Source organism: Thermithiobacillus plumbiphilus (assembly GCF_038070005.1).
Taxonomy (GTDB): Bacteria; Pseudomonadota; Gammaproteobacteria; order Acidithiobacillales; family Thermithiobacillaceae; genus JBBPCO01.
The window spans coordinates 90057-102365 of record NZ_JBBPCO010000008.1 but is presented as its reverse complement, the minus strand read 5'-3'; the positions used below and the strand labels follow the sequence as shown (position 1 = coordinate 102365).

Below are 12309 nucleotides of genomic sequence, written 5' to 3'. Positions count from 1 at the left end.
GTGAAGTCAGAGCTCGGTTACCTGGGTCTTGTCCAGGTTATGGTGGGGATGATGGTTGGTCAATTTCTCCTTGTAGCGGACCACCTGCCGTTCGAGCTTGTCCGAAGCGGCATCGATGGCCGCGTACATGTCCTTGTCTTCCGCCTCGGCGTGCAGCGTCTGGCCGGCAGCAAAGAGCGTCACCTCGATGGAATTGCGGAACTTCTCCTGCCGCAGGACTACCTCCGCATCGATCACGTTGTCGAAGTACTGGTCCACTCCGCCGATCTTTTCATTGACATAGTTCTTGAGCGCTTCCGTCAGATCCAGGTGCTGTCCGGTGATTTTGAGATGCATACAGACTCCTTGCTGCTATGGCTCAGGTAAGCCTTTTGCGTTGGCTGGAAGGAGAGATATTGAGACTCTCCCGGTATTTGGCGACAGTACGTCTGGCAATTTGGATGCCGCGTTCGGCCAGCAGTTCCACGAGCTGACTGTCGCTCAAAGGCTTGCGGGGCGATTCCTCGGCAATGAACTTGCCGATCAGGGCCCGGATGGCGGTCGCCGAGGCAGCACCGCCGGTATCGGTACTGACATGGCTGGAGAAGAAATACTTGAATTCGAGCAGGCCGCGCGGGGTCAGCATGTACTTTTGATTGGTCACGCGGGAGATGGTGGACTCGTGCATTTCCACGGCATCGGCGATATCACGCAGGACCATTGGTCGCATGGCTTCCGGCCCACGCTCGAAATAGGCGCGCTGACGCTCGACGATGGCCGTGGCCACCTTGAGCACCGTTTCCTGACGATTCTGCAGGCTCTTGAGGAACCAGCGCGCCTCCGCCAGATTGTCCTGCACGAACCGGTGTGCCGTATCGTGACCGTTCTCGGCCAGTTGGGCGTAGCCCTGATTGATGCGCAGGCGCGGCATCGCCTCGCTGTTGAGCTCGACACGCCAGCCACGCCCCTGACGGCGAACCACCACGTCCGGCACCACGTACTCGGCCGGCTTTTCGTTCATGTCCTCGCCAGGCCGGGGGTTCAGTCCCGAAATGAGCTGCACGGCCGCGCGCAGCCGGTCCTCATCGACCCCGAGCACCTGCTTCAACTGGGCATAGTCGTGGCGGGCCAGGGAAGTCAGGTGCCTGGTGCAGATGAGCCGTGCCTCGGCCAGCCCCGGCGTATCGGCATCCAGACTCGAAAGTTGCAGACAGAGACACTCGCTGACATCGCGGGCGCCAACGCCGGGCGGATCGAAGTGCTGGATGCGCTTGAGGACGGTACAGACCGCTTCCTGCTCGACGCTCAGGGCTTCCGCAGCATCCTCGATGCTGATCTGCAGATAGCCGCACTCATCAATGGCATCTATCAACAGCTCGGCAATGTCGCGGTCCTCCTCGCTGAAGGGAGACATGCGCATCTGCCACAGCAGATGATCGCGTAAGGTCTGCGGCGCGCTGTTGCGCGACTCGAACTCCGGCAGGTCCTCATTGGTCTGGGTACCGGAACCAGCCGGCGCCATGTCAAAGACATCCTCCCAGGCGCTATCGACCGGTAGATCTTCGGGCAGGGACTCCGAAACCAGGGTCAGCGGGCCATCCGGATCACTGGCTTCGCTGGCAGGCGCCGGCATTTCGGCAGGGTTGGCGGGCGGCGTTTCATCTTCTTCCAGCAGCGGATTGCGGTCCAGCATGTCCTGAACTTCCTGCTGCAACTCCAGCGTGGACAACTGCAGCAGGCGAATCGCCTGCTGTAACTGCGGGGTCATGGCAAGTTGCTGACCCAGTTTCAATTCCAGAGACTGTTTCATGCGTATAGCCGTTTCCCGACTGTTGGAAGCATCCTGGAGCGAATGCGTTCAGATACGAAAACTCTCGCCCAAATAGACTTTCTTGACCATATCATTATAGACGATTTCCTCAGGAGTCCCGGTGGTCAGCACGCTCCCCTGATTCAGGATATAGGCCCGTTCGCAGATGCCCAGCGTTTCACGGACATTGTGATCCGTTATAAGAACACCAATATTGCGCGCCTTCAAGCCCTGCACCAGCCGCTGGATCTCGATCACCGAAATCGGATCGACTCCGGCAAAGGGTTCGTCCAGCAGGATGAAGCGCGGTTCGGTGGCCAGGGTACGGGCAATCTCGACACGCCGACGTTCCCCGCCGGACAGGCTGTGCCCCAGGGTATCCCGGATATGTTGAATATGGAGTTCGTCGAGCAGATTTTCCAGCCGCTCGCGCCGCTCCTGTGCCTGCAGTGGCAGGGTTTCCAGTACTGCCAGGATGTTGTCCGCCACGCTCATGCGACGAAACACCGATGCCTCCTGGGGCAGGTAGCCCACCCCGAGCCGGGCTCGCTGATGCATGGGCAGACGGCTGATGTCCTGGTCGTCGAGCATGATGCGACCGGCATCAGGCCGGATCAGACCGACCACCATGTAGAAAGTGGTGGTCTTGCCGGCCCCGTTCGGGCCGAGCAGGCCGACAATCTCGCCCTGATCGAGAAAGAGCGAGACATCATTCACCACCTGGCGGCGACGATAACTCTTGGACAGGTGTTCGGCACTCAGACGGATCATCTGCTGCTACCAGCCTGCCCGCCCTGACCCGGCAAGGCCGCGTCGCCACTGGAATAGAATATCGACTTGACCCGCTGGCCGCTCTTGCCGGTCACTTCGGTACGCTGTTCGCGCAACAGATAGGTGATCCGCTCGCCGGCCAGCTCGTTACTTTCCTGCCGGATGTGCGCATTGCCACTCAGGGTGATGCGCTCCTGGCCGGGCTCATAGACCAGCTGTTGCCCATCCCCGCGCCGATCCGCCTGCCTGAGCCTGACGGGATTGCCGGTGGCGACGATACGCTGCACCGCCTTGCCGCTACCCTGGATGAGCACTCGATCGGCGTTGATGGTCAGATCTCCCCGATGCACCACCACGTTTCCGGTGTAAGTTGCGCGCTGCGCGCGTTCATCCACCTGCAGGCTGTCGGCACTCACCTCGATCGGCTCCGCAGCTGCCCGCTTCTCAGCCGCGAAGCCGGGTCCGGACAGGCCGGACAGCCACAGGATTCCCAGCAAAACCACACTACGGTGCATAATAGGCCCTCACCTGTGACAGCAACTGAGCGGTTCCCGCCGGGATGGACATGCGCATGCCCACGCCGCTCATCCAGTCATCCCCGCGAATCAGACGAACCGCCGAGGGGCTGGTCATCAGACCGGCCCGGGGATCATAACGCAGCATATCCGTCTCGGCATGATAATCGGGAGCCATCTGGACGCGAACCGACTGGTAGAGGGATACGATGCCGGAGTCGTCCTGCACGCGGCCACCAGTCGCCTGCATGGCCACCGGCCCGCCGGCCTGGGGCCTGAGGGCGCGCAGCTTGTATAAAAAGGTGGCCCCGGCCTGGGGATCATGATAGGCCTGGGCAGCTTCGGCATGAAACTCCAGACTGCCATCAACGCGGTACTGGCTCAAGCGCACGTTCTCGACAGCCAGATCACCGCTCTGCAACGATCCTCCCCAGTCCAGATTCGGTCCTACCGGCTGCGGTTCCTGCCAGGTCAGCACCAGGATCAGCAATAATGCCAGGATGGTGAGCAGGGCAGCTGGAGAAAACGCGGGTATGCTCGGGCCGGGCAATCTCATGCGGGCCCCTGCTTCGACAGATACTGCGCCATCAGTTCATCCATGCGCCCCTGTCCCCGCAAAAGCAGATCGCAGAGTTCGCGGACAGCCCCCCTGCCACCAGCATGGCGAGAGACAAACTGGACCTGCTCCAGCACAGCCTCATGCGCATCGGCAGGCGCCGCGGCCAGGCCAACCCGGCTCAGGATCGGAAGATCCACCACGTCATCGCCCATGTAGGCAATCTCGTGATCCGCCACTCCGGTGGACTTTTTCAGCTCCACGAAGGGCAGGCGCTTGTCGAGCGCCCCCTGATACACATAGGTGATTCCAAGGTCCCGGGCCCGCGCCTCGACCACGCCGGAACTGCGACCGGTGATCAAGGCGATCTGGATTCCGGCACGCTGCAGCAGCTTCAGGCCATGCCCGTCACGCACATGGAAGGCCTTGTACTCCTGGCCGAGGTTGTCCATGAAGATGCTGCCGTCCGTGAGCACGCCATCTACATCCAGTGCCAGCACGCGAATGCATTCGATCCTTGATTCCAGCGGCTTCATACCACCCCCGCCCGCAGCAGGTCATGCATGTTCAGCGCCCCGACGAGCCTGCCATCATCCACCACCAGCAAGCCATTGATGCGGAACTGCTCCATCCGCGCCAGGGCTTCGGCGGCCAGTGCCTCCGGCCCGATCACCTGCGGATTGGCATGCATCAGTGTCCGTATCGGCAATTCCAGCACATCCGCACCCCGATCGAGCGCCCGGCGCAGGTCACCATCCGTGAACACACCCGCCAGGCTGCCATCAGCCTCCAGCACCGCGGTCATGCCAAGCCCCTTGCTGCTGATCTCATAGACGGCCTGGCGAAGCGTGGTATCCGCATTCACCACCGGCAACCGTGATCCGCTGTGCATCAGATCGGCCACCTGCAACAACAGGCGCCGCCCCAGGGCGCCACCCGGATGCGACAGCGCGAAGTCCTCGGGCGTGAAACCGCGTGCCTGCAACAGGGCCATGGCCAGGGCATCGCCCATGGCCAGCGCCGCCGTGGTCGAAGCCGTCGGCGCCAGATTGTGCGGGCAGGCCTCGCGCGCCACGAACACATCCAGATGCACGTCCGACCGGCGCGCCAGGGTCGAGCTCGCCCGACCCGTCATGGCCACCGTGGGAACCTGCATGCGCTTGATCAAGGGCAGTATCGCCAGGATTTCTGCGGTCTCCCCGGAATTCGACAGGGCCAGCAGCACGTCATGACGCGTCAGCATGCCTAGGTCGCCATGGCTGCCCTCGGCCGGATGCAGAAACAGCGCCGGACTGCCGGTACTTGCTAGGGTGGCGGCGATCTTCTTGCCGATGATGCCGGACTTGCCCATGCCGGTGACCACGATCCGCCCCGGGCAATTCAGCAGGAGCTCGCAGGCACGGTCGAACTCCGGACCAATCCGGTCTTCCAGGGCCGCAACTGCCTCGGCCTCCAGGCGAATGACGTCGCGAGCCAGACGACATAGATCGGAAAGGCGCTCATTGCTGGCGGGAAGGGTCATCTGAGTTTTTTCCTGAAAATACAAGGCCAAAGCAAAATTCATCGCAGTATATCCCAAACACGGAAAAGCCCCAAGCCACACCGCCTGCCGCCCAAGGATCCCGCCCGCTTTCACGCGGGGCGGAATTCCTGTTCAATAAGCAGCTTTCAAGGATAAAACCGCTGGCACATCGATTTCCGGAGAGCACCATGGAGCAGCCCTTTCTTCATACCCTGCGCAGCGCCGCCCAGGGCCAGAATCAGCCCGGCCACACGGAGCTGCGCGAAGCCCTCAAGCACCTTCACCGCCTGCTCGTCGATCTCGCGGCCGATCTGCAACTTGAGTACATCGGCCCGCTGGCCGGCCTGCCGCCAGCCCCGGACAAGCATCGCCTGGTGATCCGCGATCACACCTGGAACGTCCATGAACACAGCTGGGGAGCGGCGATCTGCAGCACACAGGCGGGTGCCAACTGGCGCGCCGACTGGCCGCTGCATGGCGCCAGCCGCGAACGCCAGATGGTCATCGTCCAAGCCCTGCCCGAATTCATACAGGGATACCGCCTGAGCCTGGAAGAAGCCGGCCTGGGCCAGCGCAACAGCGCCAGACGCATCGCGCAGATCGCCGATTTCCTGCGGTCTTGACAAGTTGTCCACAACGACTATGTTCAAGACTACACGGCCGGCAACAATTCCATAACGGACAAAACCACCAAGAACAAGCCCGGCGCGACCCCAAAGGCGAGGAATGGATTCTTTCACCCTTCTCACGGATGGCATCCAGCAGCTTCCCGTTGCCAGCAAGGCAACTATTGCCCTGATGCTGATGCTCCTTCCAGGCGCCATCCTCCTCAAGCTCCGGCAGCGCAAACAGTTGCTGAAGACGGAAGCGCCGGTCCACGCGTCTTCCATCCCGACTTCTGCCCAGCTCACAGCCGACACCAGGGTACCGGCCCGCGATGAATCCGGGGACAGTGCCGGAGCCGCCGAGGTATACGAAGTCGACCCCCTCCAGGAAGTCGAGATCTACCTGTCCTTTGGCCACCTGGAACAGGCGGCCACCACCCTGCGCTGGCATGTCGAGCACCACCCGGAAGACCTCGACAACTGCCTGCGCCTGCTGGATCTGTATCTGGAAATCCCGGACATGGTCGGTTATGCGGAGATCCAGGAGCGGCTCTGCACCCTGTCGGCGGATCGCAAACTGCGCCAGGATACCATCATGCGCGGCCTGGTCGCGGACCCCGACAACCTCCACCTGCGGGTCCTGGCAGACAGCTACCTGGGCCTCGACCCCGAGGCCGTCGACGCATTCCTGGCCCAGCATCAGCCCGCGCCGGATCTCAAGGGAGAACCCACTGCCAGCCAGGCCCGACCAGACGAGTCCGAGCTGGCGCGCTCGGTCGACAAGGCACAGAGCGCGCTCAAGCAGGCGCTCGTCAACCCGGAACCTCTGGACCTGAGCGGACTGGATAGCGGCAGTGACAAGCCAGGCCCGACCTGGAGCCCAACACCATCCGGCCTGGAAAATCTGCCCCTGGTCCAGGGGCAGTTCAGGCTGACCGCTGCGCTCGGCGTCCGGGAGGCCCAGGTCGTGGATTGTTTCATGTCCCCCATTCAGGCGGCCGCGATCCATCAGGAACTGAATTTGCCGGAGCCGGCGATTGCCGGCCTGCGCCGCGCCATTCTTTTCGAGCCGCGCAAGCTCGGCTATCACGTGGCACTGCTGAAGATCCTGTTTCAGCTGCGTCGCACCAATCACTATGCCGAATCCCTGCTGTCGCTCTACCTGACGCTCTGGGGAGCCGGCAAGGACCTGCGGGAGCGTCTGCTGGGGCTGGGCCGCAAACTGGGCGAGCACCCCTTGCTGTTACAGCTGGGCGATGTCGATCAACGCGAGGGCGGTCTGGCCAGCCTGGCAGGCGACTGGGGATTGAACATCCCCCTGGCCGCCATTCCTTTCAGTCATCCCGCGCTGGTGGAGGAGCGGGTCCGTTCCGGTTACAGTGTATCGCGCAGCGACAATGGCGATCACATCCTGCAGGAATTTGACCAGCTGCTCGACTTTGGCCAGGTCGAGGAAGCCATCTTCCTGCTCGAGGACACTCTCAGCCGCGACCCGCAGCTAACACAGTATTTCCACCCCTTGATGGAAATGTATGAGCGTACCGCCGATCTCCAGCGTTACAGCCTGTTCGCCGAAAGCATTCTGCAACACGCGAAGCTGCCCCCGGAAGAAACACTCCAGTTCATGCTGGAAACAGGTGAACGCCTGAAGCGCCAGGCAAGAACACGCGTCGTCTGAGGAAGCCCATGACTCCAAACCCTATACCGAACAATGAAATCCTGGTTCTTGCCGTGGGCATGGACGCGCGCAAACAGGCCGTATTCCGCATGGCGTTCAAGATGCACAACAAAGCCAGCTACCGCATGGTGGATGGCGATGCTGGCCAGCATGCGGATCTGGCCATCGTCGACATCGACAGCCCGGATGGCGCCGAGTTATGGCGGCGCTTCCGCAGCGAACACCCCCTCTTGCCAGCGCTCATCGTTTCCGCCGCCGAACAAGCCCAGGCGCCAGCACCCGTCCTGAAAAAACCGGTTCGCATGGAAAGCCTGTTTCCGCAACTGGAAACCCTGCGTAGCGGCAAGTTCCAGGTTGCGGCGGCAGAGACCGCTCTGGCCGCACCCGCGCCTGCCCCGCTCCAGGAGGCCCCGGCCAGCCCCGTGAAAGCCGAAGCGCCATCCGGGGCAGCTTCCGCCAGTGCCGCGGTTAGCCAGCCGGTCAGCATACGCCCGGAGGATGTCACCTACTTCGACCCGGCCCATGGTCTGCTCGGCCTGCTGCACATGGTCCAGCGCGACAGGATCTCGGCCATCATCCAGGACGCAGGCGGCACGCCGCTGCTCATCGCCCATCCTGGCAGCAACGAGGTACAACTCCTGGTGGAGCCCGCCCGGCTCGAAGCACTCTGTAGTCAGGACAACGGCGCCTTTCGGGCCCGCACGCCCAAGCTTGGTGATGATTTCAAGGCAGGCAGCCGCCAGCCGCTCGACGCCCTGATCTGGCAGATAGCGATCTGGAGCGCCAACGGCCGGCTGATCCGCACCCTGCGACTCAATACGCCGGTACAGCTGAAATACTGGCCGAATCTGACCCGGCTGGCACCCATCCCAGGCGCCCTGCGCATGGCGGCCTTCCTGACCCGCTCCCCGGTCAACCCGGTACTGACCTCAAGGATGTTGCAAATTCCGCCCAAGGATCTCTTCAACTTCCTGGCAGCCAGCCACAGCCTGGAACTACTGGTCCTGCCCCAGGCGAACACCGGCACGGCGGTGCCAACAGGCACCCAGACACATGCGCAAGCAGCGCCACAGCAATCCACTGCCGCACCGCAGAAACGTGGATTCCTGAGCCGCCTGCTCAAAAAGATTGCCGGTATTTGACGCTTTCACGGGGAGACGCGCCCAGAGTGGCGCGCATGAAACATAAGGAGCCCAGCGCTTGAGACAGGACAACAAGATCATCTTCACGGGCCCGGTAGGTGCCGGCAAGACCACCGCCATCACCGCCATCAGCGATACGCCGCCGATCAAGACCGATGCCGCGGCTTCGGACATGACCCTGAACCGCAAGGGACACACCACGGTCGCCATGGACTACGGTGTCCTGCACCTGGACGAAAACACCAAGGTACATCTCTACGGCACACCTGGTCAGGAACGCTTCGACTTCATGTGGGACATCCTGACGCAGGGCGGCCTCGGCCTGGTATTGATGCTGGATAATTCCCGCAAGAACCCCATGAAGGACATGCACTTTTTTCTCAATGCCTTCAAGGATTTCATCGAGCGCGTGCCAGTGGTCATTGGCGTCACCAAGGTTGACCTGAGCCTCTCGCCAAGCATCCGCGAGTATGCCGAAGCACTCAGCCAGATGGGCATGCGCCCCCCGATCTTCGAGGTCGATGGCCGCCGCAAGGATGACATCAAGAATCTCGTCATGGCCCTGCTGTTTTCCATCGACCCTGGTCTGGAAGGCTGAGCATGGCCGCCGAACTCACCCTCACGGGAAAACTCTATGCCCAGGCTACGCCAGCCGGGTCATTTTATGCCATATCCAGTCCCAATCCCGACAAGCACCGGCAGACCCTGATCAACATCCTGCGCCACGGCGAAACCCGACCAATGGGAACCGAGGAAGTCCTGGCCTGGACCGGTGAGGAAAAGCTGGAAGAAGGCCTGCGGGTCATCCTGCGGCTGCAGCGACTCGGCATGCTGCGCGGCGTCGAAACCCCCATACCTGCGGTACAGGACCGCCTGGAAGACATCCTGCCCGGCCTGATCGGGAACCTCTCGGACAAGGAAAAGGCGATTCTGGCCGACGACAACGGCTTCTATCTCGCGGCCAGCGGCTACCCGCATGAAGCGGCTGAAGAACTGGCGGGACTGGCGGCCGACCTGCTCGCCCTGCACAACCGCCATCAGCGGCTACTCAAGAACAATCTGAGCCTTGCCTCGGAGTCATGGGCGCTGGTCGACCCGGCGGGCCGGGCGGAACTTGGTTTCTGGCCACTGTATGTGGGCCGGCAAAGCTTCGTACTGGTGATCGGTGAAACGCCGCGCCTGCAGAACCAGGAATTCGTGACGCTGGTTCAGGCACTGAACAATCGCTATGCCTGATTTTTTTCGATCAACGGCATCCCTCTTTTGAGCGGATCGCCTATATTACAACAAATAAGGCCCAGGTCCGCGAAACCTGGGCGCGTCCGGGAGAAACCAAATGCGCGAACAAATGCTCAAATCCGTCCTTAGCGACCTCAATGGAACCTCGGCCGATGTAGAGGCCTCAGCGGTGATTTCCACCGACGGTTTGACCATTGCCTCCATGCTGTCGGTCGGTATGGATGAGGACCGCGTGGGCGCCATGTCCGCCGCCATGCTGTCGCTCGGCGACCGCACAGCTGCGGAGCTGAGCCGCGGAGAACTGGAACAGGTCATGGTCAAGGGCGAAAACGGATACATCCTCCTGATCCATGCTGGACGGGACGCAGTCCTGACGGTGATCGCCCGCAAAGAGGCAAAGCTCGGTCTGGTGTTCCTGGACGCCAAGCGTGCGGCGGCCAACATCTCCGAGTTGCTGTAAGCCCATACTGCTTCACCCCGGACTCAATACCGGCCGGCCCATGAGGACAGGCCGGCCCGCGGCGTGCTCAGGCCGCGGGATCTCCTGACCAGCGGGCGAGCAGATCATGCTCGGTAGCTTCCCGCACCTTCGCCCTGAGCAGATCCCCCACTCGCGCCCCAGCAGCACCTTCCACGAATACCACACCATCGATTTCCGGTGCGTCGCGAAAGCTCCGGCCGATGGCGAGATCCTCGACCGGATCCACCTCGTCGATCAGCACTTCGATGCTGCGCCCGACCTGGGTGGCAAGCTTTTCCGCACTGATCTGTGCCTGCAGGGCCATGAGCCGCGCCTTGCGCTCCTCGCGGACCTCGGCCGGCACCATGCCGGGCAAGTCATTGGCCGCGGCACCCTCCACCTCGGAGTAGGTAAAGCAGCCCACCCGGTCCAGGCGCGCTTCATCAAGAAAGTCCAGCAGTAGCTCGAAATCCGCCTCGGTCTCACCCGGGAACCCGGTGATGAATGTACTGCGGATCACCAGTTCCGGACAGATCTCGCGCCAGCGCGCGATGGTCTCAAGCTGGCTTTCGGCCCGGCCCGGCCGGCGCATGGCCTTGAGGATGGCCGGGCTGGCATGCTGCAGCGGCACATCGAGATAAGGCAGGATCAGCCCCTCCGCCATCAGCGGCATCAGTTCCGCCACATGCGGATAGGGATAGACGTAGTGCAGCCGCACCCATGCGCCGAGCGTTCCCAGTTGCCGGGCCAGTTCGGTGATGCGCGTCTTCACCGGGCGGCCGTCCCAGAAATCGGTCCGGTACTTCAGATCCACGCCATAGGCGCTGGTGTCCTGGGAAATCACCAGCAATTCCCGGACGCCCGCCTTCACCAGATTCTCCGCCTCGCGCAGCACCTCGCCCGCCGGTCGGCTGACCAGGTCGCCACGCATGCTCGGGATGATGCAGAAGCTGCAACGGTGATTGCAGCCCTCGGAGATCTTCAGGTAGGCATAGTGCGGCGGGGTCAGCTTGATGCCCTGCTCCGGAATCAGACTGACAAAGGGATCGTGCGCCGGTGGCAGGGCCTCGTGGACGGCGGCCATGACCGCCTCGGTCTGATGCGGGCCGGTAACTGCCAGCACCTGCGGATGCGCGGCGCGGACCTCCTCGGCGCGCGCCCCAAGGCATCCCGTGACAATGACCCGGCCATTCTCGGCCAGCGCCTCGCCAATGGCGTCCAGCGACTCCTCGACGGCATCATCGATGAAGCCGCAGGTATTGACCACCACGACATCGGCATCTTCGTAGCTCGGGGCGATCTGATAGCCCTCGGCCCGTAGCTGGGTCAGAATGCGTTCGGAATCCACCAGGGCCTTGGGACAGCCCAGGGAGACAAAACCCACGCGGGGAGCGTGGGATGCAACAGACTTCTTCTTTATCACGAAAACCTCAATTACTGTTGCGGTTGCTCGATGGGTCCCGCACCACCACCGGCCTTGGTCTCGATGGACGTGTAACTGATGCCCGCCTCTAACTTCTGCAAGGCCGGGGCCGGGGTGACCGTCACCGGCTGGCCCTTGCGGTAGGCATCCAGGACATTGCCCGGGCTGATCATGGTCTGACCGTCATCCTGGGGTTCCGTGACATTCGCGTTCAGCACGATGAATGCCGGATGCTCGGGATTGAGTGGAGAACCCTCGGGGTAGATCTGGTTGAGATAGGCCACGATATCCGGGTGCGTGGCCCCGCCCTGCTGGACCCGTGCAAGGTCGGACCGGACCACCTGCACGGCGCGCTCGAAATTGGCCCGCATGGCGGCCTTTTGCGTCTCGGTGACATCCCCCTGGCGGAAGGGGTTCCAGAAATAATTGAGCGTGGCCCAGACGACGAAAATTGCCAAGGCTATGATATAGAGCGTCTTCGCACTTAGAATCCGTTTTGTTGCCATGACCGACCTCCTTTTATCAGTTTTATCGGAACTGTCAACAACGATCGAGAACGATGCTGGCACCGGAACCAGAAAGCATCGTCAATGATCGGTGCTTTTGACG

The 12309-nt window shown here is 62.2% G+C and carries 15 protein-coding genes; 6 read left to right on the top strand and 9 right to left on the bottom strand.

The genetic code is table 11. The features are described 5' to 3' along the window. Positions 1-6: 6 nt before the first annotated feature. The 7 genes from hpf to WOB96_RS09230 are packed head-to-tail and all read right to left on the bottom strand — an operon-like array spanning position 7 to position 5153. Entirely contained in the window at positions 7-336 is a 330-nt protein-coding gene (hpf, locus tag WOB96_RS09260) for a ribosome hibernation-promoting factor, HPF/YfiA family (protein WP_341371012.1), read from the bottom strand. A 22-nt stretch (positions 337-358) separates the two neighbouring features. Beyond that, positions 359-1789 (bottom strand): RNA polymerase factor sigma-54, encoded by a 1431-nt coding sequence (locus WOB96_RS09255; protein ID WP_341371011.1) that lies wholly within the window; start codon positions 1787-1789, stop codon positions 359-361. A gap of 48 nt (positions 1790-1837) precedes the next feature. Further along, entirely contained in the window at positions 1838-2560 is a 723-nt protein-coding gene (lptB, locus tag WOB96_RS09250) for an LPS export ABC transporter ATP-binding protein (RefSeq protein WP_341371010.1), read from the bottom strand. After that, entirely contained in the window at positions 2557-3075 is a 519-nt protein-coding gene (gene lptA, locus WOB96_RS09245) for a lipopolysaccharide transport periplasmic protein LptA (protein WP_341371009.1), read from the bottom strand. The genes lptB and lptA overlap by 4 nt, the downstream gene beginning before the upstream one ends. Beyond that, positions 3065-3631, bottom strand: a complete 567-nt coding sequence (gene lptC / locus WOB96_RS09240) for an LPS export ABC transporter periplasmic protein LptC (RefSeq protein WP_341371008.1) — start codon at positions 3629-3631, stop codon at positions 3065-3067. Before lptC ends, lptA begins: the two co-directional genes overlap by 11 nt. Next, the gene (locus WOB96_RS09235; RefSeq protein WP_341371007.1) at positions 3628-4167 is read right to left on the bottom strand and encodes a KdsC family phosphatase; all 540 of its coding nucleotides are present in this window, start codon (positions 4165-4167) and stop codon (positions 3628-3630) included. The genes lptC and WOB96_RS09235 overlap by 4 nt, the downstream gene beginning before the upstream one ends. Further along, the gene (locus WOB96_RS09230) at positions 4164-5153 is read right to left on the bottom strand and encodes a KpsF/GutQ family sugar-phosphate isomerase (protein ID WP_341371006.1); all 990 of its coding nucleotides are present in this window, start codon (positions 5151-5153) and stop codon (positions 4164-4166) included. Before WOB96_RS09230 ends, WOB96_RS09235 begins: the two co-directional genes overlap by 4 nt. A 188-nt stretch (positions 5154-5341) precedes the next feature. Here WOB96_RS09230 and WOB96_RS09225 point away from each other — a divergent pair, with 188 nt between their 5' ends. The 6 genes from WOB96_RS09225 to WOB96_RS09200 all read left to right on the top strand — a co-directional run bounded on the left by WOB96_RS09225 (position 5342) and on the right by WOB96_RS09200 (position 10277). Beyond that, complete coding sequence (locus tag WOB96_RS09225) at positions 5342-5776, top strand: hypothetical protein (protein ID WP_341371005.1); 435 nt, start codon at positions 5342-5344, stop codon at positions 5774-5776. Between the two features lie 103 nt (positions 5777-5879). Continuing rightward, complete coding sequence (locus WOB96_RS09220) at positions 5880-7436, top strand: type IV pilus assembly protein FimV (protein WP_341371004.1); 1557 nt, start codon at positions 5880-5882, stop codon at positions 7434-7436. 8 nt (positions 7437-7444) lie between these two features. Next, complete coding sequence (locus WOB96_RS09215; RefSeq protein WP_341371003.1) at positions 7445-8578, top strand: response regulator; 1134 nt, start codon at positions 7445-7447, stop codon at positions 8576-8578. A 58-nt stretch (positions 8579-8636) separates the two neighbouring features. Then, positions 8637-9176 (top strand): GTP-binding protein, encoded by a 540-nt coding sequence (locus tag WOB96_RS09210; protein ID WP_341371002.1) that lies wholly within the window; start codon positions 8637-8639, stop codon positions 9174-9176. A 2-nt stretch (positions 9177-9178) separates the two neighbouring features. Continuing rightward, entirely contained in the window at positions 9179-9814 is a 636-nt protein-coding gene (locus tag WOB96_RS09205) for a roadblock/LC7 domain-containing protein (protein ID WP_341371001.1), read from the top strand. Positions 9815-9914: 100 nt separating this feature from the next. Continuing rightward, entirely contained in the window at positions 9915-10277 is a 363-nt protein-coding gene (locus tag WOB96_RS09200; protein WP_341371000.1) for a roadblock/LC7 domain-containing protein, read from the top strand. Positions 10278-10344: 67 nt separating this feature from the next. Here the strand turns inward: WOB96_RS09200 and rimO are convergent, their stop codons facing one another. Both rimO and WOB96_RS09190 read right to left on the bottom strand, forming a co-directional pair. Then, positions 10345-11661, bottom strand: coding sequence for a 30S ribosomal protein S12 methylthiotransferase RimO (rimO, locus tag WOB96_RS09195; protein WP_341370999.1), 1317 nt, complete (start codon positions 11659-11661; stop codon positions 10345-10347). 50 nt (positions 11662-11711) lie between these two features. Beyond that, the gene (locus tag WOB96_RS09190; protein WP_341370998.1) at positions 11712-12206 is read right to left on the bottom strand and encodes a hypothetical protein; all 495 of its coding nucleotides are present in this window, start codon (positions 12204-12206) and stop codon (positions 11712-11714) included. Positions 12207-12309 lie beyond the last annotated feature (103 nt).

Excerpts from the sequence above, each read along its gene's own strand:
- WOB96_RS09225 (WP_341371005.1), top strand. The coding sequence starts at position 5,342 with ATGGAGCAGCCCTTTCTTCATACCCTGCGCAGCGCCGCCCAGGGCCAG.
- WOB96_RS09230 (WP_341371006.1), bottom strand. The coding sequence starts at position 5,153 with ATGACCCTTCCCGCCAGCAATGAGCGCCTTTCCGATCTATGTCGTCTG.
- WOB96_RS09190 (WP_341370998.1), bottom strand. The coding sequence starts at position 12,206 with ATGGCAACAAAACGGATTCTAAGTGCGAAGACGCTCTATATCATAGCC.
- WOB96_RS09200 (WP_341371000.1), top strand. The coding sequence starts at position 9,915 with ATGCGCGAACAAATGCTCAAATCCGTCCTTAGCGACCTCAATGGAACC.
- lptC (WP_341371008.1), bottom strand. The coding sequence starts at position 3,631 with ATGAGATTGCCCGGCCCGAGCATACCCGCGTTTTCTCCAGCTGCCCTG.
- hpf (WP_341371012.1), bottom strand. The coding sequence starts at position 336 with ATGCATCTCAAAATCACCGGACAGCACCTGGATCTGACGGAAGCGCTC.
- WOB96_RS09215 (WP_341371003.1), top strand. The coding sequence starts at position 7,445 with ATGACTCCAAACCCTATACCGAACAATGAAATCCTGGTTCTTGCCGTG.
- lptA (WP_341371009.1), bottom strand. The coding sequence starts at position 3,075 with ATGCACCGTAGTGTGGTTTTGCTGGGAATCCTGTGGCTGTCCGGCCTG.
- WOB96_RS09205 (WP_341371001.1), top strand. The coding sequence starts at position 9,179 with ATGGCCGCCGAACTCACCCTCACGGGAAAACTCTATGCCCAGGCTACG.
- WOB96_RS09235 (WP_341371007.1), bottom strand. The coding sequence starts at position 4,167 with ATGAAGCCGCTGGAATCAAGGATCGAATGCATTCGCGTGCTGGCACTG.
- WOB96_RS09255 (WP_341371011.1), bottom strand. The coding sequence starts at position 1,789 with ATGAAACAGTCTCTGGAATTGAAACTGGGTCAGCAACTTGCCATGACC.
- lptB (WP_341371010.1), bottom strand. The coding sequence starts at position 2,560 with ATGATCCGTCTGAGTGCCGAACACCTGTCCAAGAGTTATCGTCGCCGC.
- WOB96_RS09220 (WP_341371004.1), top strand. The coding sequence starts at position 5,880 with ATGGATTCTTTCACCCTTCTCACGGATGGCATCCAGCAGCTTCCCGTT.